Origin of the sequence: Aeromonas sp. WP2-W18-CRE-05 (genome assembly GCF_014168615.1) — a bacterium.
Lineage (GTDB): Bacteria > Pseudomonadota > Gammaproteobacteria > Enterobacterales > Aeromonadaceae > Aeromonas > Aeromonas caviae.
In genome coordinates this window covers 4,025,001-4,044,037 of record NZ_AP021917.1, presented here as the reverse complement: position 1 = coordinate 4,044,037, position 19,037 = coordinate 4,025,001, and the positions used below count along the sequence as shown (strand labels likewise).

The 19,037-nt window shown below is 64.7% G+C and carries 18 protein-coding genes and 1 pseudogene (1 of these 19 only partly in view); 8 read left to right on the top strand and 11 right to left on the bottom strand.

The features are described 5' to 3' along the window. Positions 1-15 precede the first annotated feature (15 nt). The 6 genes from folK to thpR form a co-directional block, all read right to left on the bottom strand. Positions 16-513, bottom strand: a complete 498-nt coding sequence (gene folK / locus H7R73_RS18800; protein WP_039040848.1) for a 2-amino-4-hydroxy-6-hydroxymethyldihydropteridine diphosphokinase — start codon at positions 511-513, stop codon at positions 16-18. A 10-nt stretch (positions 514-523) separates the two neighbouring features. Beyond that, positions 524-2,014, bottom strand: coding sequence for a polynucleotide adenylyltransferase PcnB (pcnB, locus tag H7R73_RS18795; protein ID WP_182951363.1), 1,491 nt, complete (start codon positions 2,012-2,014; stop codon positions 524-526). A gap of 100 nt (positions 2,015-2,114) precedes the next feature. Beyond that, positions 2,115-3,017: a tRNA glutamyl-Q(34) synthetase GluQRS gene (gluQRS, locus tag H7R73_RS18790; protein WP_103259577.1), complete on the bottom strand. Its 903-nt coding sequence runs from the start codon at positions 3,015-3,017 to the stop codon at positions 2,115-2,117. A 109-nt stretch (positions 3,018-3,126) separates the two neighbouring features. Then, on the bottom strand, positions 3,127-3,576 hold the full coding sequence (dksA, locus tag H7R73_RS18785; RefSeq protein WP_029314801.1) for an RNA polymerase-binding protein DksA: 450 nt from the start codon (positions 3,574-3,576) through the stop codon (positions 3,127-3,129). A 119-nt stretch (positions 3,577-3,695) separates the two neighbouring features. Next, positions 3,696-4,439 carry a DNA/RNA nuclease SfsA gene (gene sfsA / locus H7R73_RS18780; protein ID WP_103259578.1) on the bottom strand — a complete coding sequence of 248 codons (744 nt, stop codon included), beginning with the start codon at positions 4,437-4,439 and terminating at the stop codon, positions 3,696-3,698. Further along, on the bottom strand, positions 4,436-4,981 hold the full coding sequence (gene thpR / locus H7R73_RS18775; protein ID WP_103259579.1) for an RNA 2',3'-cyclic phosphodiesterase: 546 nt from the start codon (positions 4,979-4,981) through the stop codon (positions 4,436-4,438). Before thpR ends, sfsA begins: the two co-directional genes overlap by 4 nt. A gap of 184 nt (positions 4,982-5,165) precedes the next feature. Here thpR and hrpB point away from each other — a divergent pair, with 184 nt between their 5' ends. The 3 genes from hrpB (at position 5,166) to gloA2 (ending at position 10,508) form a co-directional block, all read left to right on the top strand. Then, on the top strand, positions 5,166-7,619 hold the full coding sequence (gene hrpB, locus H7R73_RS18770) for an ATP-dependent helicase HrpB (protein ID WP_103259580.1): 2,454 nt from the start codon (positions 5,166-5,168) through the stop codon (positions 7,617-7,619). Positions 7,620-7,742: 123 nt separating this feature from the next. Next, a complete protein-coding gene (gene mrcB / locus H7R73_RS18765) occupies positions 7,743-10,064 on the top strand; it encodes a penicillin-binding protein 1B (RefSeq protein WP_010675566.1) in 2,322 nt (773 codons plus the stop codon). Between the two features lie 42 nt (positions 10,065-10,106). Continuing rightward, positions 10,107-10,508: an SMU1112c/YaeR family gloxylase I-like metalloprotein gene (gloA2, locus tag H7R73_RS18760; protein WP_103259581.1), complete on the top strand. Its 402-nt coding sequence runs from the start codon at positions 10,107-10,109 to the stop codon at positions 10,506-10,508. 89 nt (positions 10,509-10,597) lie between these two features. Here gloA2 and H7R73_RS18755 read toward each other — a convergent pair whose 3' ends face one another. Both H7R73_RS18755 and H7R73_RS18750 read right to left on the bottom strand, forming a co-directional pair. Next, a complete protein-coding gene (locus H7R73_RS18755; protein ID WP_103259582.1) occupies positions 10,598-10,918 on the bottom strand; it encodes an SMR family transporter in 321 nt (106 codons plus the stop codon). Continuing rightward, positions 10,909-11,298, bottom strand: a pseudogene (locus H7R73_RS18750) (DMT family transporter); the annotation flags it as partial. The pseudogene H7R73_RS18750 and the gene H7R73_RS18755, both read right to left, overlap by 10 nt. A gap of 156 nt (positions 11,299-11,454) precedes the next feature. On the opposite strand from H7R73_RS18750, the gene H7R73_RS18745 reads away from it, so the two are divergent. Further along, complete coding sequence (locus tag H7R73_RS18745) at positions 11,455-12,336, top strand: LysR family transcriptional regulator (protein ID WP_039040858.1); 882 nt, start codon at positions 11,455-11,457, stop codon at positions 12,334-12,336. A gap of 42 nt (positions 12,337-12,378) precedes the next feature. Here the strand turns inward: H7R73_RS18745 and H7R73_RS18740 are convergent, their stop codons facing one another. After that, positions 12,379-12,894: a DUF2937 family protein gene (locus H7R73_RS18740; protein ID WP_010675561.1), complete on the bottom strand. Its 516-nt coding sequence runs from the start codon at positions 12,892-12,894 to the stop codon at positions 12,379-12,381. A gap of 202 nt (positions 12,895-13,096) precedes the next feature. Between H7R73_RS18740 and H7R73_RS18735 the strand changes: the two genes are divergently transcribed. Both H7R73_RS18735 and H7R73_RS18730 read left to right on the top strand, forming a co-directional pair. Then, positions 13,097-13,780 (top strand): phosphatase PAP2 family protein, encoded by a 684-nt coding sequence (locus H7R73_RS18735; protein ID WP_010675560.1) that lies wholly within the window; start codon positions 13,097-13,099, stop codon positions 13,778-13,780. A 259-nt stretch (positions 13,781-14,039) separates the two neighbouring features. Continuing rightward, a complete protein-coding gene (locus tag H7R73_RS18730; protein WP_042864982.1) occupies positions 14,040-14,942 on the top strand; it encodes a sulfite exporter TauE/SafE family protein in 903 nt (300 codons plus the stop codon). Between the two features lie 46 nt (positions 14,943-14,988). Here H7R73_RS18730 and H7R73_RS18725 read toward each other — a convergent pair whose 3' ends face one another. Then, on the bottom strand, positions 14,989-15,801 hold the full coding sequence (locus H7R73_RS18725; RefSeq protein WP_103259583.1) for a hypothetical protein: 813 nt from the start codon (positions 15,799-15,801) through the stop codon (positions 14,989-14,991). Positions 15,802-16,000: 199 nt separating this feature from the next. Then, entirely contained in the window at positions 16,001-17,287 is a 1,287-nt protein-coding gene (gene hemL, locus H7R73_RS18720) for a glutamate-1-semialdehyde 2,1-aminomutase (protein ID WP_103259584.1), read from the bottom strand. A gap of 209 nt (positions 17,288-17,496) precedes the next feature. On the opposite strand from hemL, the gene clcA reads away from it, so the two are divergent. Together clcA and H7R73_RS18710 are read left to right on the top strand one after the other, a co-directional pair. Continuing rightward, positions 17,497-18,891, top strand: a complete 1,395-nt coding sequence (gene clcA, locus H7R73_RS18715; protein WP_039040862.1) for a H(+)/Cl(-) exchange transporter ClcA — start codon at positions 17,497-17,499, stop codon at positions 18,889-18,891. Between the two features lie 87 nt (positions 18,892-18,978). Beyond that, positions 18,979-19,037, top strand: the beginning of a protein-coding gene (locus H7R73_RS18710; protein WP_042016291.1) for a DUF6776 family protein. Its footprint extends 634 nt past the window's final position; 59 of the gene's 693 nt are visible here — the first part of the coding sequence; the start codon lies at positions 18,979-18,981; its stop codon lies off the right edge, out of view.

Sequence of the window (19,037 nt, the reverse complement as noted above, 5' to 3'; positions counted from 1 at the left end):
TGTTCCTACTCTTCTCTACTCGCCTGCTGCACCGGCCAGGATCGCGAGTCCATTGCGCGGGCAGCGGGCAACCAGTTCGGTGAGCGGGGTGCCGCAGGGCAGCACCAGGGAGGGGGCTATCTCGGCAAGGGGGAGCAGGACGAACTCCCGCTCCTTCATGCCATAGTGAGGCACCGTCAGGCGCTCATGCCGGATGACCTCGTCGCCGTACAGCAGCAGATCGAGATCCAGGGTCCGGGGGCCCCAGCGCTCATCCTTGCGCACTCGCCCCTGTGCCTGCTCGATGCGCTGCAGCTCGTCCAGCAGCGCCAGAGGGCTGAGGCGGGTGGCAAGGCGCGCCACGGCATTGACGTAGTCCGGCTGATCCGCAGGGCCCATGGGGCGGCTGCCGTAAAGGTGGGAGGTCTGCAGCAGCTCTGACTCGGGCAGGGTCGCCAGCGCGGCGATGGCGCGACGAGCCTGGCCGAGGGGGTCGGCCAGGTTGGAGCCGATGGCGACGAAGACCTCGATCATCGGCGGATCCTTACTCTGCCGACTTCGGCTTGCGGCGACGGGGGCGACGGCGGTTGCGGCCATTGCCGCTGCGCTTCTCGCCATCACCGCTGCGGGAGTCGGCGCGCTCGCCGCTCGCCGGGCGGCGGGTCGCCTCCCGTTGCAGTTGTGGGCGCACGTCCGGGTTGGAGGCCACATAGCGCTCCCACCAGCTCGCCAACTCGCCGAGGCCGCGCTCGACCCGGTTGCGCAGCAACAGGAAGTCGAAGGCCGCACGGAATTTCGGGTGCTCCATGGCGCGCTCGGGGTGCTTGCCCTGGCGGCGGGTCAGGCGCTGCTGCAGGGCCCAGATGTCGCGCACGTCCGTGGTGAAGCGGCGCGGCACGGCGATGATCCGCACCTGGTTGTCGAGCACCTCGTTGATAGCCAGCATGAAGGCATCGTACCAGGGCAGACCGCTCTCGTTTTCCAGCACGCGGCCGCGGGCCTCGACGGCGCCCCACAGCAGGGTGGCGTAGAGGAAGGCGGGGGTGACGCGCTTCTCTTCACGGACCCGGGTATCGGTGTCCATCAGCGCCTGCTCGATGAACTGCTCGTAGGGCGAGTTGCCGTGGGGGGTGAACAGGGCGGCTACCTGGGGGAACAGCGGCTGGAACAGCCCGTATTCCCGCAGCAGCTTGTAGGTGGCCAGACCGTCCCCCGCCAGGAACAGCTTGAGGGTCTCTTCGAACAGGCGGGCGGCCGGGATGTCCTGCAGCAGCGGGGCCAGCTCCCGGATGGGGGCGGCGGTACGCGGGCTGATGGTCATGTCGAGCTTGGCGGCGAAGCGCACGGCGCGCAGCATGCGCACCGGATCTTCCCGGTAGCGGGTCTCGGGGTCGCCGATGAGCTCCAGTCTGCGCGCGGCCAGGTCTTCCAGCCCACCCTCGAAATCGTGCAGGGTGAAATCCTTGGCGCTGTAGTAGAGGGCGTTGACGGTAAAGTCGCGACGCTCGGCATCCTCTTCGATGGTGCCGTAGACGTTGTCCCGCAGCAGCATGCCTTCATCGGACTGGGCCGACACATGCTTGCTGGTATTGACCTGATGGTGGTGGCCCCGGAAGGTGGCCACTTCGATCACGTCACGACCAAAGACGATGTGGGCCAGGCGGAAACGGCGGCCAATCAGGCGGCAGTTGCTGAACAGCGCCTTGATCTGTTCCGGCGTCGCGTCGGTGGCGATGTCGAAATCCTTGGGGGTCTTCCCGAGCAGCAGGTCACGGACGCCGCCGCCGACCAGGTAGGCCTCATGGCCCCCCTTGTTCAGGCGATAGAGCACCTTGAGGGCATTCTCGCTGATCTCTTTGCGCGAAATCGGGTGCTGGTCACGGCTCAAGGTACGGCGCTGTCCGGCGACACGGGCCGGAATGGGGGACTCCACCGACTGCTCGCCGTCTTCCTTGCCGAGCACTTTGCGGCAAAAGTTTGCGATCTGGGAAAAAATGGTACACCTCGTTATGACTTCAAATTGACGGGAGGCCAAAAAAATAGCGGCCTATCATAGCTCAGCCCCAACCAAATGAGAAACGGTGTGGCCTGCTTCCCCTTGATTGGTCCTTTTGGGGCAAGAAATGCAGCCGGGGCTAGCTTTGCCCTTGCGGGATCTTCTGCTGGCGGGGCACCCGGGCCAGCTGCCAGTGGGCGATGCCCCAGCCGATGATCTCGTCGATCCGGCTCGCCATCAGCTCGGGCGGCGGGCACTGACCGAGAAAGTGCAACGCCTGCCACAGGGCCGGTCGTGCCTCGTCCTGCGACAGCGCCGGCGCATGGTTCTGCTTGGAGAGCTTGTTGCCATCCGCTTGCACCGCCAGCGGCAGGTGCACCCAATCGGGGACGGCAGCCCCCAGAGTCTGGTAGAGGGCAATCTGGCGCACCGTGGGTTCCAGCAGATCGGCGCCGCGGACGATCTCGGTGATGCCGCTGTCCATGTCATCCACCACCACCGCCAGGTTGTAGGCATAGAGCCCGTCCCGGCGGCGCACGATGAAGTCCTCCTCCGCCAGCGCCGCGGGGACGGAGATCTCTCCCTGAAGCGCATCCTCGAACCGATAGACCGGGTGGTGCTGGCGCAAACGGGCGGCACACCCCTCGGCGGTCAGCCCCAGGGCGCGGCAATGACCGTTGTAGAATCCCCCTGCGGCCATGATTTCGCGCCGGGTACAGCGGCACCAGTAGAGATCCCCGGCCCGATAGAGCTGATCGATGATCTCGTCATAGCGGCCATGGCGCGCGCTCTGGAACATCACCTCCCCATCCCAGCCAAGACCGTGTGCCTCCAGGGTGGCGAGGATAAGGTCAGCCGCTCCCGGCATCTCCCGCGGGGGGTCGATGTCTTCGATGCGCACCAGCCAGCGGCCCTGCTGCGCCCTGGCCTGCAAGAAGCTGCCAAGGGCGGCGACCAGGGATCCGAAGTGGAGCGGACCGGACGGTGAGGGGGCGAAGCGGCCCACATAGGGGCGTCGGGAGGGGGGGGAGGTCATGACCATGGCAATTCGGGTAAGCGATGCATTGAGGCTGCATTCTGGGACGGCCCGACCAAAAGCTCAATAAAAAAGGGAGCCTGGGCTCCCTTTTCGTTTCTGTGGATGGGCGGCATCAGCCAGCCATCTGTTTTTCCTTGATCTCGGCCAGCGTCTTGCAGTCCACGCAGAGGTCTGCGGTCGGACGGGCTTCCAGACGGCGGATGCCGATCTCGATGCCGCAATGCTCGCAGTAACCGAAGTCATCTTCTTCGAGCAGCAGCAAGGTTTTCTCGATCTTCTTGATCAGCTTGCGTTCACGGTCGCGGGTGCGCAGTTCGAGAGCAAACTCTTCTTCTTGCGCGGCGCGATCCACGGGATCCGGGAAGTTGGCAGCCTCATCCTTCATGTGGTCGACGGTGCGGTCAACTTCCTGCATCAGTTGGTTGCGCCAGGCTCCCAGGATCTTGCGAAAATGTACCTTCTGTTGGTCATTCATGTACTCCTCACCGGCTTTCATCTGGTAAGGCTCTACACCCGCAATGGCCAGGGGGCCCAGAGATTTCCTGTTTTCGCCTGTTGGCATGCCCTGTCTCCTAATTCAGCACGCTACCCGTGCCATCCATAAATTGAGGGCGACATCTATAGCAGAAGGGTCAACGGGAGGCAAACAAGCCTTATCAATAATGTTACCCACTTCTGCATTTATTCTCTGCCCTCGGGTAGCATATGGTCAGATTCAAATGGGATAAAATCCTGAGCCACCATGCCCTGCACCCCAACATGGGGGCGATAGCATAAAATTTCAACCCCTGCCGCCATCGCCTGTTCAACAAGCTGACTATAGTGCGGATCGATATGGGCTGCAGGGCGCATTCTCGCGATGCCGGAGTGCAATACCATGAACAGCAGCACGGCCCGGTGCCCTGCCGCCTTCATGGCCATCAATTCACGCAAGTGCTTGGCGCCGCGGGTGGTGACCGCATCGGGGAAGTACCCCATGCCGGGTTGCTCCCGCTCGTCGAGCAGGGTGACGGATTTCACCTCGATGTAACAATCCGGCCTGTGGTCATCTTCCAGCAGCAGGTCGATGCGGCTGTTCTCTTCCCCGTATTTCACTTCGGTGCGCAGCCTGGCATAGCCTGCCAGGGGGGCGAGGGCGCCCTGTTCGATGAGCTCCCGGGCGATCTGGTTGGCACGGGCCGTGTTGACGCAGATGAAGTGACCCGCCGGGCTCTCGGCGATTTCCCAACTGTTTGGCAGCTTGCGCTTGGGGTTGTCGGATGTGGAGTACCAGACCCGGGTGCCCGGCAGGGCGCAACCGGTCATGGCGCCGGTATTGGCGCAGTGGATGGTGATCACCTCGCCGTTGTCGAGCGCGACATCCGTCAGAAAGCGCTTGTAGCGGGAGATCAGCTGCCCGGACTGCAGGGGGGGAGCGAAGATCATGGGGTGAGCTCCTCGCGGTGCGGGTTTTTGACACGGGCCCGCAGGGGCCAGCAGGCGAGCGGTTCGTAGTGGACGCCATCCGGCGTGCTGACGGATTGATAGAGGCAGAAGCGATCGGCCCTGAGCAGAAAATCCGGCGCAGGCAGCTCGTCGGGGGCCTCGCCCGCCTTGCGCGACAGGGTGACGTGGGGGCGATAGCCCTGCTCGCCGTTGCCCAGCCCGAGTTTTTCACCGTGGCGGCGCAGCGCCTTCGCGAGCACGGTCAGCTCGTTCGGCCACTCACCGGGCCCCACCCAGGCGGCTTTGGCGCGCTGAAACCAGCCGGTCTGATCCAGATGGACGGTGAAAGGGGGGCAGTGCTGTCGCTCGGCGGCCGCGATCAGGCGAGCCTGGGTCGTTTCGTCGGTCTCCCCGAGAAAGGCCAGGGTCAGGTGCAGGTTGCTCTCGGGCACCGGCTGGCCGGGCCAGGGGCGCTGGTCTCGCCAGGTCGCAAGCTCGGGGGCAAGCTCTGGCAGGGGCAGGGCAAAGAAGAGTTTGGGCATGCGGCGTGTCGGTCCTCGTGATGGGCATCGGATAAGGGCCATTCTATGGCAGCCGCTCCCGGGATGTCTTGCCGTGTTGCATCTGGCACCTCCTGCCCCTGCCCGGCAGGGGCGCTTACGGTGGCCGGGAGGCTGTGGCAGAATGGACCCCTTTTCAGAAGTGTCACAGAAGGTGCCCATCGCTTTGTCTTCCCTCCCCATCGTCCCGGTGTTGCCCGAACTCTTTGCAGCCCTCGACAACCATACCAGCGTGATCCTGCAGGCGCCCCCCGGCGCGGGCAAATCGACCCTGCTGCCCCTGGAGCTGGTGCGCCAGCACCGGCTGCCCGGGCGCATCATCATGCTGGAGCCCAGGCGCCTTGCTGCGCGCAACATCGCGAGCTTCCTCGCGCGTCAGCTGGGGGAGAAGGTGGGCGAGCGCATCGGCCTGCGAGTGCGCGGGGAGAGCCGCACCAGCAGCCAGACCCGGCTCGAGATCGTGACCGAGGGGGTGCTGACCCGGATGCTGCAGCAGGATCCTGAGCTCAGCGGCGTGTCGCTCGTCATCTTTGACGAGTTCCACGAGCGCAGCCTGCACGCCGATACCGCGCTGGCCTTCGCCATCGAAAGCCAGCAGGGGTTGCGCGATGATCTCAAGCTCTTGGTGATGTCCGCCACTCTGGATGGCATGGCCCTGGAGCGCCTGCTGCCAGGTGCCCCCGTGGTGCGCTCCGAGGGGCGCTGCTTTCCCATCGAGTACCACTATCGCCCCGCCAATCGCCAGCAGTGGTTGGAGCCCCAGGTTGGCGCCGTGGTGCTGGAGGCGCTCGCCAGTCAGGCTGGCAGTGCCCTGGTGTTCCTGCCGGGACAGGGGGAGATAGAGCGGCTGGCACAGTGGCTGGAAGGGCGGTTGCCAGGGGATGTGACCCTGGCTCCCCTCTATGGCCGTCTTGACCTCGCGGCCCAGCAAGCGGCCATCGAGCCTGCGCCTGCGGGTCGTCGCAAGCTGGTGCTCACCACCAACGTGGCGGAGACCTCCCTCACCATCGAGGGGATCTCCGTGGTCATCGACAGCGGATTGGAGCGGCGCGCCACCTTCGATATCAAGAGCGGCGTCACCCGGCTGGAGACCCGGCCCATCGCCAAAGCCTCCGCCACCCAGCGGGCGGGGCGGGCAGGGCGGCTTGGCCCCGGCGTCTGCTACCGGCTCTGGAGCTGCGAGGTGCAGGAGCGCCTCGCCGAGCAGAGTCCCCCCGACATCCTGACGCAAGAGCTCACCGGCCTGCTGATGGACGCCGCCCAGTGGGGGGCCCGGGTGGAGGCGCTGCCCCTGCTGGACATGCCGCCCCCTGCTGCCGTGGCCAGCGCCCGGCGGTTGCTGGTGGCCCTGGGCGCCATGGCCCCGGAGGGTGAGCAACAACTTACCCCGGCAGGCCGTGCCATGGCGGCCTTCGGCACCCATCCCCGCCTCGCCCGCATGTTGCTGCGGGCCCGGGAGCTGGAATCCGAGGGTCTGACAGGGATTGTCGCCGATGCGGCTTTCCTGGTGGCGCTGCTGGAAGAAGATCTGCGAGGATCGGAGCGCCTGTCCGTGCTGTTCCACCGCCGTCAGGGCGCCCTGCGCCAGGGGGCGGCCCGCTGGTTCGAGCGGCTCGGCGTGCGGGCAAGCAGCCCGCAGGGTCAATGGCTGGGGTTGCTGTGCGCCCTCGCCTGGCCCGATCGCATCGGCAAGCTGCGCAGTGGCAGCCGCTATCAGCTCAGTGGCGGGGTGAGCTGCGATCTGGTAGAAGGGCATCCCTGCCAGGGGCAGGGGGCCATCGTGGCCGTCGAAATGGGTCAGAACGAGCGCGGCAGCCGCATCTTCATCGCCGAGCCGGTGGCGCTGGATGAGTTGGTGCGCCAGCTGCCCGAGCTGGTGAGCGAGCGCCAGTGGTTCGACTGGGACGATCGGGAGGAACGGGTGCGTGCGGAGCGCCAGCAGGTGCTCGGCGAGCTGGTGCTCGGCCAGCGGCCGCTGACGGATCTCTCCGATGAACAGAAGGGGCACTGCCTGCTGCAGGGCATCCGGCGCAAGGGGCTGCACGTGCTGCCCTGGGACGAGAGCAGCGAGGGGCTGCTGGCCCGCTTGCGCTGCGCCCGCGACTGGCTGCCCGACGAAGCCTGGCCCGCCATGGATGAGGAGAGCCTGCTGGCCGACCTCGAGCAGTGGCTGCTGCCGGCGGTGAGCGGCATGACCCGGCTGGAGCAGTTGAAGCGGCTCGACATGAGCGACATCCTGCGCCAGTCTCTGCCCTGGCCCCTGCCAAGGCGGCTGGACGAGGCGCTGCCGAGCCACTTCACCGCACCGACCGGCAGCCGGGTACGGATCCGCTACCAGCCGGGTCAGGCGCCGGCGATCCCGGTGCGCATCCAGGAGATGTTCGGGCTGGGCGCCACCCCATGCGTGGCCGATGGCCGGGTCCCCCTGGTGGTGGAGCTGCTCTCCCCGGCCCAGCGCCCCTTGCAGATCACCGCGGATCTCGCGGCCTTCTGGGCGGGATCCTATGAGCAGGTGAAAAAAGAGATGAAGGGGCGCTACCCCCGTCACTACTGGCCGGACAACCCGCTGGAGGCGATGCCGACCCGGGTGACCAAGAAGAAGATGGGATTGCAGGAGTAGCCGACGGGACAGTGATCGGTCGGTACGATCAGAACAAGATGGCGGTGGCACAGTCCCCCTCCACAACAGGCATCGCAGGCCGCTCGCATCAGCGGGATGGCGAGGAGAACGACAAGAGGATTTATGGCAACCCAACGACGCAAGCGCACGCCCAAGAAGGCGGCGCCCAAACGCACCATCTGGCGCACCCTGTTCTGGCTGGGCTTCAAGCTCTCTCTGGTGGTGGCGGCCTTCATGGTGGTGTTTGGCATCTATCTCGACACCAAGGTGCGCGAGCGCTTCGACGGCGAGAAGTGGCAGTTGCCGGTGATGGTCTACAGCCGCCCGCTGGAGCTCTATCCCAGCCAGCGGCTCTCCCAGACCCAGATGCTGCGCGAGCTCAACATGCTGAGCTACAAGCAGGTGCGTCAGCCTCATACCCCGGGTGAGTACGCGGTGAGCGGCAATCGCATCGAGCTGGTGCGCCGGCCGTTCGAGTTCCACGACGGTGCCGACGGCGCCCGTGGCCTGCGTCTCACCTTCAACGGGGCGCGCCTCGAGGGGATCCAGTCCCTGGAGAACCAGCGTCAGCTCGGCTATGCCCAGATGGACCCGGTGCTGCTCGATCGCCTCAACACCGAGGATCGGGAAGACCGTCTGCTGGTGCGCCTTTCCGAGGTGCCGGACAGCCTGCTGGTGACGCTGCTCACCACGGAAGACAGGGACTTCTACCAGCATGGCGGTGTCTCGCCGGTGGCCATCATGCGCGCCATGGCAGCCAACCTGCTGGCGGGTCGCACCGTGCAGGGGGGCAGTACGCTCACCCAGCAGCTCGCCAAGAACTTCTTCCTGACCCGTGAGCGCAGCCTGTGGCGCAAACTGCAGGAAGCCTACATGGCGGTGCTCATCGACTACCGCTACAGCAAGGACGAGATCCTGGAGGCCTACCTCAACGAGGTCTATCTGGGGCAGAACTTCTCCCAGGGGGTCTACGGCTTCGGGCTCGCCTCCTACTTCTACTTCGGTATTCCGGTCAACGAGCTGGACATCGATCAGGTGGCCCTGCTGGTGGGCATGGTGAAGGGCCCCTCCTATTACGATCCCTGGCGATTCCCGGACCGGGCCAAGGCGCGCCGGGATCTGGTGCTGAAACTGCTGGCGGATCACGGCAGCCTGACCCAGGCCGAGTATGACCTGGCCAGCAAGCAGCCCCTTGGCATCATCGCCCGCGGCCAGATGAGCTATGGCCGTACCCCGGCCTTCATGGGGCTGCTCAAACGGGAGATCCAGAACCGCTTCGGCCCGGATCTGCTCAAGCAGTCCGGCCTCAAGATCTTCACCAGTCTGGATCCCATCGCCCAGCACGCCGCCGAGCAGGCGGTGGAGTCGGGTCTGGCCACCATCGAGAAGCAGCGTGGCAAGAAGAAGCTGGAGGCGGCCATGGTGGTCTCCGACTGGCACAAGGGCGAGGTGGTCGCCATGGTGGGGGGACGGGATCCCCGCTACGCCGGCTTCAACCGGGCGCTGGATGCCCGCCGTCAGATTGGCTCCCTGGTCAAACCGGCGGTCTACCTGACCGGCCTCTCCAACGGCCTGACCCTGGGCACGCCGCTTAAAGATCAGCCGATCCGCATTCGCGGCCAGGATGGCCAGATCTGGACGCCGCAGAACTACGACCGCAAGTTCCGCCAGAGCGTGCCCCTGATGGAGGCGCTCGCCAGCTCCCTCAACGTGCCGACCGTCAACCTCGGGATGCAGATAGGCCTGGACAAGGTGGTGGACACCCTGCACAAGCTGGGGGTGCAGCAGGAGATCCAGCCCTATCCGTCCCTGGTGCTGGGGGCGGTGGCGCTCTCGCCCATGGAGGTGAACCAGATGTACCTGCCCATTGCCAACCAGGGGTTGACCCAGCCCCTGTCGGCCATCCGGGCCGTGGTGAATGGCGAGGGGCGCCAGCTCTACCAGCATGACGAAGCGGCCAAGCGAGTGACGGATCCCCAGGCAAGCTGGCTGACCCTGTTCGCCATGACCAAGACGGTGAGCCAGGGGACGGCCCGGGCGCTCGGTGCCAAGTTCCCCGGGGCCACCATGGCCGCTAAGACCGGTACCACCAACGAGCTGCGTGACTCCTGGTTTGCCGGGATGGACAACAACGAGCTGGTGAGCGTCTGGGTCGGCCGTGACGACAACACCCCGGCCGGGTTGACCGGTGCCAGTGGCGCCCTGCAGCTGTTCAGCGGCTACATGAGCCAGCGAGGGGTCAACAGCCTGGGGCTGAAGATGCCCGAAGGGGTTAGCTGGGCCAACTTCTCCCGCTCGAGCGGTGCCCGGGTGGCCAGTGATTGTCCCGGCAGTCTCCAGGTGCCGGCCAAGCTGGCCGGTCTGGCCGAGCCCATGAGCTGTGCCAGCCCGGTCTCGGACCCGGCGAATGCCCTGGATAACTGGTTCAACGGTTTCTTCAATTGACGAAGACGGGCAGCGCAGGCTGCCCGTTTTGCAAGGATTGCCATGACCCATCCCCTGTTTGAGGCCATCCATCACGTGGCCATCATCGCCAGCGACTATCCGCGTTCGCGCCACTTCTATCACCAGGTGCTGGGGTTGCCCATCATTGCCGAGACCCTGCGGGCAGAGCGCCAGTCGTGGAAGCTGGATCTGGCGCTGCCGGACGGCAGCCAGCTGGAGCTGTTCAGCTTCCCGGCGCCGCCGCCCCGCCCCTCCCGGCCGGAGGCGTGCGGGTTGCGCCACCTGGCGTTTCGGGTGGCGGATCTCGACCGGGTCATCGCCCACCTGGAGCAGCACAGGGTGGAAGTGGAGCCGGTGCGGGTGGACGAGCTGACTGGCAAGCGCTTTACCTTCTTCGCCGACCCCGACGGCCTGCCGCTGGAGCTGTACGAGGCAGCGCGTTAGGCTGCCTGTTGCAATCTGGGTGATCGGTTTGACCATGAAAAGGCTGCCCTGGGAACAGGGCGGCTTTTTTCATGGGGTTGGAGAGGGGATCATGCTGTGGTCAGCAGGGCGACCGCCACCGCCATCACCATCATGCCGAGCCAGCCGACGGGTTTGAGGCGCTCGCCGAACAGCAGCAGGCCGCCGAGGGCGGTGCCCAGGATGCCGATGGCGCCCCAGGTGGCATAGGCCACGGCCAGATCGATCTTGCCGGTACTGACCGCCTCGCTGAGCAGAGTGAAGGCACAGAGCACCAGCAGAATGCCGAGGACGCCCCACCCCTTGTCGCGAAAACCGGCGGAGCGGTTGATCGCCATGTTGGCGCCGATATCCAGCAGGGCGGCGCCCAGTACGATGAGCAACGGGTGCATGGGGCTTCCCTCCTCTGGCGGGTGGGAGCTGGTACATCATGGGTCTCGCCCAGGGTCACCATGACAATCCCCACTATGGCCAGCGCCAGTCCGATCCACTCCTGGATGCTCAGCTCGTAGCCGAGGAACAGGACGGAGACGGCGGTGATGAGGGCGATCCCCAGCCCTTCCCACAGCGCAAACGCGATACCAATGGAGATTGTCCTGGCGGCCTTGGCGAGCAGCAGGTAGGAGAGGGTGATGAGGAGCCACATCGGCAGATAGTGGATCCAGCCGCTCTCGCTCTTTGGGATCAGGGCCATGGAGGAGGTGCCGGCGACCTCGGTCAGGATGGCCCCTGTCAGGAAGAGGCGGGCCAAAAGCAGGGGACGGGATGACATGCAGTTTCCTTCTGTTGCTGCGACGAAGAGAGGATAACGGCACCCGAAACGGGCAAGGTTATCGCTGAGCGTCGAGAAAGCTGTCGCTGCTTGTTTGCCTTGGGGGCGAGTTAGGGGATAAGGTGGGATGGAATAATCTGCCGCCAGTTTGAAGCCATGAAGCTAAATCAGATACAACTCTTTGTAGAAACAGCGGACAGTGGTTCGATAGCCAATGCCGCCAGACGACTTGGCAAGAGTCGCAGCGCCGTTAGCTCGGCGATTGCAACCCTGGAGGTGGAGCTTGGCGTCGAACTTTTCGAACGAGGGGCGAACCAGAGCCGGCTGACCGAAATCGGCGAGCAAGTGCTGGACGACTGTCGGCGGCTGTTGCAGGCCGCCAACAGCCTGAAGCTCAAGTGCGAGCACCATGCCTCCGGTGCCGAGGTGGCGCTGCGGGTAGCCCGGGACGACGCCATTCCCGAGGTGGTATGGCGCGAGATGCTGGGAGCGCTGCGTCGCCAGTTTCCGGGCACCAGCATCTCCCTGGTGCTGGCCTCACCGCCGGAGCTGCCGGCCCTGGTGGAAGAGGGGTTCGTGGATGCCGCCTTCGGCCTCATCACCGAGGAACAGGAGCGCAGCGGTCTTTGCATTGACGTGCTCAACCCGATCCGCACCCTGATGGTGGTGGCGCCAAGCCACCCGCTGGCTGGGCTGAAGCGGGTGTTGCAGCAGGATCTGACCGATCACACCCAGGTCACCCTCTCCTATGTGGACGCGTTTTCGGTCAAGAGCCTGCTGCCCATCGGGGGGCAGCATATCGGGTTGTCGAGTTTCGAACTGATGCGGGATGCGGTGCTGGATGGTCTGGGCTGGGCGGTGCTGCCTTCACCCCTTATCCAGAGCCAGCTGCGCCAGGGGGAACTGCTGACCCTGAAGCACAAGTTCAGCCTGCAGTGGCGTGATTACGGAGTCTATCTGTCGGAGAACGCCCATCACGGCAAGGTGCTGGCCTGGCTGAAGAAGGCCATAGAAGCCTATCTCGAACCCTTCGAGTAGCCGCCAACCGGGGCGGGCCCCCCGGTTGGCAGTGAGAGGGGATCAGCGCAGGCCGTGACGGGGGACGCGCTGGCGGGAGCGAAATGGCAGCAGCAGGAGGCCGAGCAGCAGATCCCCCGCCAGGGAGGCCAGCAGACCCGCCGCCACGCCGCAGAAAATGGCGGCCTGTTTGAGGGGGACCACATAGCCGTAGTTGTGCAGGGTATCCTGCCAGAGGGCGGGATCGGCGCGCAGCAACAGGTGGGAGAGCTGCTGGTACCAGGGGCTCTCCCGCACGGCGATCTCCCCCTGAAGGTGCTGCTGCTGGTTCACCAGTTGCTGGAGGCTGGTGGCATCCTGGGTGAAGACGGGATCCTGGCTGGCACCGTAATGGGCGACCAGCGCCTGCAGATCGCCATTGAAGTGCTGGTCCGCCGTGCGCTGGAAGGGGGCCAGCGCCAGACCTGCCTGCTGCAGCCGGGCATCCAGCCGCTGGAAGTAGAGATCGACCAGCCCGGGGATCTGTACACCTGCCAGCAAACCGAGGGCAAACAACATCATGCGAAGGTAGCTGCGCATCATCATCATCCTGAACGAAGGGAGCGCCCATACTAGCCGCAACCGGTGGGAGAGCCAAGGAGGGGGCGCGCTTGCCCACCTGGTCGGTGGCGCCAAAAAAAGAGCCGATGGAATACCTTTGTTACACGAATTCTTACACTTTTGTGATGCAAGTCATCTTGCGGCTGGCCTAGAATGAGCGTTTTTCGAAGGACACGTCGGCATGAGCAAGTTCATTCCTTTCTATCTGGCCGGGGGCCTCATCGCCTTCAGTTGGGGCGCCCTGCCTGAGCACGGCCCCTGGGATGGGTGGGATCTCGCCCTCTTCCAGCTGGTCAATGGCTGGATTGGCCACTCCCCCCGTTGGGCCGATCTGGTGGCCATCACCAACAACCGCCTGTTCGATCTGGCCGCGCTGGCCTGCATGGGCGGGATCCTCGCCAGTTGCTTCTTCCGTGCCGACGGGCAGGAGCGCCGTCGTCTGGTGGCCATGGGGGTCGTGATGCTGCTGGGGGCCCTGGTGATCAATCAGCTCGGGCATCTGTTGCCGGTCAGCCGTCCCAGCCCCACCTTGATGGTGGACGGGGCACTGCGCCTGACCGAGATCAGTGCGATTCCCACCAAGGACTCCGCCGGTGACAGCTTCCCCGGTGATCACGCCCTCTTCCTGATGATCTTCGCCGGTTTTGCCCTGCGCTATCTGCCGCGCTGGGCCGGGGTGGTTGCGGTGGTGATGGTGCCCCTGTTTTCGGCGCCCCGCATCCTGGCGGGTGCGCACTGGATGACGGACGTCTATGTAGGCGCTCTTTGCCTCTCCCTGATCTGCCTGCCGCTGCTGTTGCTCACTCCCGTGTCGGATCGCCTGATCGACCGCCTGGCTCCCCGGCTGCCACGCTGGATTGCCTGACGGAGAATGAAAAAAGAAGGCGGGTCACCCCGCCTTCTTTCGTTTACGCCTCACCGGTGCTGTGGTCGTCGCGAAATGACCAGGACTACGCCCGATGAGCCCGGGCTGTCGCCCTCCCAACCAGTATGGATAGCCCCATTCGGGTTCTGCCAGCCAAAATAGTCGCGGCCAAACGTTTGCATCCGTCCTCTCATGATCCTGGCCAGGATTTTTTCCCTCCGCTGCCTTAGAATCGCCGCCCGTTGTTGGAGGTCTCCCCATGCTTGTCACTTTTCTGCGTCTCTTGTTTATCGGTTGTGCCCTGGTCTTTCTCGTTATGCTGGTCCGTGCCTGGTGGCACAAACGGCGTCATGGCCAGCTCGAAGCCACCCCTTTCTGGCCGGTGGCGGCCATCGGCTTTGTGGCCAATTTTCTCGATACCCTGGGGGTAGGGAGCTTTGCGGTGAAGACCGCCTGCTACAAGCAGTTCAGGTTGATCGATGATCGGGTGCTGCCCGGTACCCTCAACGGCCAGTGCGTGCTGCCGACCGTGACCCAGGCTCTCATCTTCATCGGCGTGGTCAACGTGGATCCCGTCACCCTCATCAGCATGATGGCGGCTGCGGCGGCCGGTGCGGCCTGGGGCGCCCGTTACGTGGCCTCCTTTGATCGCCAGACCATCCGGCTGGTCATGGCGGTCTCCCTACTGGTGGTCGCCGGTCTCATCTTTGCCGGCCTGCTCGGGCTCTTCCCCCTCGGTGGCGAGGCCATGGGGCTGAGCGGTTACAAGCTGGGGATCGCCCTTGCCGGCAACTTCCTGTTCGGAGCCCTGATGAACGTCGGTATCGGCCTGTTCGCCCCCTGCATGACCCTGGTCTATCTGCTCGGCATGAACCCGCTGGTGGCCTTCCCCATCATGATGGGATCCACCGCCGTTCTCAGCGTCTTCTCGGCGGGGACCTTCATCCGCAAGGGGGCTTTCGATGCGCGGGCCGTGCTGGCGGTGGCCATCTTCGGCCCCATCGGCGTGGTGCTGGCGGCCATGCTGGTCAAATCCATGGAGATGGAGATGCTCAAATGGCTGGTGGCCTTCATCGTCATCTATACCTCCTGGACCATGTACGCCTCCTGGCGGGCGGCGCGGCGACAGCCAGCGCCCGCGCTGGCAGAGGCGACGAGCTAGCTGGCGTCGGCGAGGCCCGCCTGCACGGGCGCCCCGCGTTGGTATGTCATCCCGCTCGCCCGGTCCTGGCGCGTCTTCTGATGCCTCTGGCAGCCCCCTCCGGGTGGGCGGCCTGCTGGCTGGAGGCGACCAGTGCGGCTTCCGCCCTGGCACCGAGAAACACATAGAGCCCCAGCGCCAGCAGCAACCCCACGGCGCAGCCCATCACCCCCACCGCAGGCCAGAGCAGTTCGCTCTGGCCGAGGGATCCCTTGAACAGCAGCAGCAACCCCTCGATGGAGACCGCGATCAGGATGGCGGCGATAAAGCGGGTAATGGTGCGCCGGATGGCGCTGTGGCGGAAGATGTCCTTATGCAGCAGCACTTCCTCTTCGAGGATGGTCTTGCCGAGATCGAACACCGCCAGCGCGAGCGTGAGGAAGATGATGGCGCTGAAGGCGCCGAGCCGGTTCTGCTGGGTGCCGCACAGGAGCAGATAGAGCTGTTCCAGCCCGTGCCAGATGAGGGTGCCGACGATGAGAAACAGGGCCAGACTCAGGACGACGTAGACGGCCCTGAACCAGGGAATGGCGCGCCGCCGCTCTCTGTCCCCCATCAGCCAGGCGATCAGCTGGTGCAGGTTGATCTCCAGCTCCCGGCCATGGCCCTGCACCAGCAGGCGCAGCTGCCCCTGGGCCGCCGGAACGGGCGCCAGTATGGCTGGCCTGATCTGGGGGGGCAGGCTCTTCACCTCCTCGACGAAGGCATAGGTCTTGAGAGACGCCTCGGGGAGGGTGAGCAGCCCCAGCAGCAGGGGGGCCAGCTCGGTTTCGTACTCCTGATAGCGCCGCAGCACATCGATGGGGCTCATCTCTGCCATATACACCTCGGTCCAATGGGCTCCTGAGCAGGGGCCTGCAAATTGTGGGCCCGATTTATGACAGCCCGTGTACGGCGCGGCGCACCAGCAGGTGGCAAGGCTCCGGTGAGGGACTTAAGGATGCACCACTATGGTGCCTTGCCGGGATGAGCAAACAAAAAAGGGCCCCATCGGGGCCCTCTGCACATCTTGCGGCTTGTCAGCCAGCCAGCTTGGCGAAGCTGCGCTCGGCGGCCGCCAGGGTGTGTTCAATCTCCTTGTCGCCGTGGGCCAGCGACAGGAAGCCCGCCTCGTAGGCGCTCGGTGCCAGATAGATACCCTCTTCCAGCATCAGATGATAGAAGCGCTTGAAGCGTTCCATGTCGCAGCGGGTCACCTGCTCGTAGCGGGTGATCTCGGTCTCGTCGGTGAAGAAGAAGCCGAACATGCCGCCCACGTAGTTGATGGCAAGCGGGATGCCGTGCCTGGCGGCGGCCGCTTTCAGCCCTTCGGCGACACGGGCGGTCTTGGCGCTCAGCTGCTCATAGAGGCCCGGCTCCAGCAGCAGATCCAGCATGGTGAGGCCGGCGGCCATGGCCACCGGGTTGCCGGAGAGGGTGCCGGCCTGATAGACGGGGCCGGTCGGGGCGATGTGCTGCATCACCTTCTTCTTGCCGCCGAAGGCGCCCACCGGCATGCCAGCACCGATGATCTTGCCGAGGGTGGTGAGATCCGGGTCGATGTTGTAGTGGCCCTGGGCACCACGCAGGGAGACGCGAAAGCCGGTCATCACCTCATCCAGGATCAGCAGGGCGCCGAACTCGTCACAAATGGCGCGCAGCCCTTCCAGGAAGCCGGGCACCGGCGGGATGCAGTTCATGTTGCCAGCGACCGGCTCGACGATGATACAGGCGATCTCGCTGCCGTACTGGGTAAAGGCTTCGCGCACCGAGTCCAGATCGTTGAACACGCAGGTCAAGGTGTGCTTGGCGAAATCGGCCGGTACGCCCGGGCTGTTGGGCTGACCCAGGGTCAGGGCGCCGGAGCCAGCCTTGACCAGCAGGGAGTCGGCGTGGCCGTGGTAGCAGCCTTCGAATTTGACTATCTTGTCGCGGCCGGTGTAGCCACGGGCCAGCCGGATGGCGCTCATGGTCGCCTCGGTGCCGGAGTTGACCATCCGTACCTGCTCCATGGAGGGGACGATCTGGCGCACTTTCTCGGCCATCAGCACTTCGATCTCGGTCGGGGCACCGTAGCTCAGCCCTTTTTCCACTGCCTTGATGACGGCGGCCTTGATGGCCGGGTGGTTGTGGCCGAGCAGCATGGGGCCCCAGGAACCGATGTAATCCACATAGGCCTGGCCGTCCACGTCATAGAGGTAGGCGCCATCGGCGTGATCGATGAAGCGGGGTGTGCCGCCGACCCCGTTGAAGGCGCGGACCGGTGAGTTGACGCCACCGGGAATGGTCTGGCGGGCCTGTTCAAACAGCTGATCTGATTTTGACATGGATCATCCTTAATGGGATTTTGGTCGTTACCCGGGCACAGGCTGCCGATTGCGGCTCGGCAGGGGATGGCGGGAGGAGTATGCTTTGCGCTCTCGCCCCGGACTCTCGCCCGTGAAACATGAAACGGGCCGACTATAGCAGAAAGGCCCAGAGCTGGGCAGCCGAGGCCGAGGTGTGTCTGGTCCTCGTTAGATGAGCGTGATTATCCATGGAGCAACAAGCCATTCCTTCCGCCGACGCGGCCTCGCTGCGTCGTCCTCCAGTCTTGCAGCGTCTGATACGACGGGACAAGATGCCGCTGCTGGTGCTCCTGCTGGCGGCCCTGGTCGGCCTGCTGGCAGGCCTGGTGTGCGGACTGTTCGAGTCTTGCGTTCACTGGCTGGCCCAGCAGCGTGTCGACTTGCTGGCCGATCGCCCATGGTGGCAGCTCGGCCTGCTCGGCTTTGGTTTCAGCGCCCTGCTGGGGTTGGTCGGCTATTTCCTCACTCATGCCTTTGCCCCCGAGGCGGGGGGATCCGGTATCCCGGAAATTGAAGGGGCCATGGACGACCTGCGCCCGGTACGCTGGTGGCGGGTGTTGCCGGTGAAGTTTTTTGGCGGGGTCTGTACCCTGAGTTCCGGCATGGTGCTGGGGCGGGAGGGGCCCTCGGTGCAGATAGGGGGCAACCTCGGCAAGATGGTGGCGGATATCTTCCGGTTGCCCAAGGAGCATGGCCACGCCCTGCTGGCTGCCGGTGCGGCGGGCGGTCTCGCTGCGGCCTTCAATGCCCCGCTGGCAGGGATACTGTTTGTCATGGAAGAGATGCGACCGCAATTTCGCTACTCCTTCCTCGCCATCAAGGCGGTCGGGATTTCGGCCGTCATGGCGACCCTGATGCTGCAGAACATGAAAGGGCAATCCCCCGTCATCATGCTGCCTCACTACGACGCTCCGGCCTTGAAGGCGCTCTGGCTGTTTCTTTTCATGGGGGGCTGCTTTGGTGTGCTGGGGTTCGTCTTCAACAAGCTGGTGCTCGCCTGTCAGGATGGTTACCTGGCATTGCATCAGAACAAGCGCCACCGCTTCGTCATCATCGGCATGGGGGTGGCTGGAACCTTTGGCATGCTGTCGCTGTTCGCCCCTTCTGTCACGGGAGGGGGAATCGAGCTCATCCCGCATCTGACGGGGGGAGACTATGCGATGGCGACGCTCTTCATCATCTTCTCGGTGCGACTGGTGGGTACCCTCATCTGCTTTTGCTCGGGGGCCCCTGGTGGTGTCTTTGCGCCGACCCTGGCGCTGGGCACCCTGTTCGGGGTGATCTTTGGTCACCTGTTCCACTCTGCATTTCCCGATCTCGGCATCGAACCGGGCGCCTTTGCCATCGCCGGCATGGGGGCGCTCTTCGCCGCCACCGTGCGTGCCCCCATTACAGGCATCGTGCTGGTGACAGAGATGACAGACAACTATCAGCTGATCCTGCCCATGATGATCACCACCATAGGGGCAACCCTGGTGGCGCAATGGTTGGGGGGGCGTCCCATCTATTCCCAGATCCTGGAGCGAACTTTACGGCTTGCTGCGCGTCAAAACCGGGGTGAAAGCAGCATCGCGACCGGTTAACTCTTTGTTTATCCGTATCAATCCGGCATGGTCGCGTATAGTGAAAAGAAACCGGCCGTGTTGATGTCGGCATATAGAAGAGGCCTTATGTCCCAAATCGTGAAGTTATTGGTGGTGCTGGCCGTGGGGGCATGTATCGGTTATGT

Bases quoted from the DNA above. Each gene is read 5' to 3' on its own strand.
- folK (WP_039040848.1), bottom strand. From the start codon at position 513: ATGATCGAGGTCTTCGTCGCCATCGGCTCCAACCTGGCCGACCCCCTC.
- gluQRS (WP_103259577.1), bottom strand. From the start codon at position 3,017: ATGGTCATGACCTCCCCCCCCTCCCGACGCCCCTATGTGGGCCGCTTC.
- dksA (WP_029314801.1), bottom strand. From the start codon at position 3,576: ATGCCAACAGGCGAAAACAGGAAATCTCTGGGCCCCCTGGCCATTGCG.
- sfsA (WP_103259578.1), bottom strand. From the start codon at position 4,439: ATGATCTTCGCTCCCCCCCTGCAGTCCGGGCAGCTGATCTCCCGCTAC.
- thpR (WP_103259579.1), bottom strand. From the start codon at position 4,981: ATGCCCAAACTCTTCTTTGCCCTGCCCCTGCCAGAGCTTGCCCCCGAG.
- mrcB (WP_010675566.1), top strand. From the start codon at position 7,743: ATGGCAACCCAACGACGCAAGCGCACGCCCAAGAAGGCGGCGCCCAAA.
- gloA2 (WP_103259581.1), top strand. From the start codon at position 10,107: ATGACCCATCCCCTGTTTGAGGCCATCCATCACGTGGCCATCATCGCC.
- H7R73_RS18755 (WP_103259582.1), bottom strand. From the start codon at position 10,918: ATGCACCCGTTGCTCATCGTACTGGGCGCCGCCCTGCTGGATATCGGC.
- H7R73_RS18745 (WP_039040858.1), top strand. From the start codon at position 11,455: ATGAAGCTAAATCAGATACAACTCTTTGTAGAAACAGCGGACAGTGGT.
- H7R73_RS18740 (WP_010675561.1), bottom strand. From the start codon at position 12,894: ATGCGCAGCTACCTTCGCATGATGTTGTTTGCCCTCGGTTTGCTGGCA.
- H7R73_RS18735 (WP_010675560.1), top strand. From the start codon at position 13,097: ATGAGCAAGTTCATTCCTTTCTATCTGGCCGGGGGCCTCATCGCCTTC.
- H7R73_RS18730 (WP_042864982.1), top strand. From the start codon at position 14,040: ATGCTTGTCACTTTTCTGCGTCTCTTGTTTATCGGTTGTGCCCTGGTC.
- H7R73_RS18725 (WP_103259583.1), bottom strand. From the start codon at position 15,801: ATGGCAGAGATGAGCCCCATCGATGTGCTGCGGCGCTATCAGGAGTAC.
- hemL (WP_103259584.1), bottom strand. From the start codon at position 17,287: ATGTCAAAATCAGATCAGCTGTTTGAACAGGCCCGCCAGACCATTCCC.
- clcA (WP_039040862.1), top strand. From the start codon at position 17,497: ATGGAGCAACAAGCCATTCCTTCCGCCGACGCGGCCTCGCTGCGTCGT.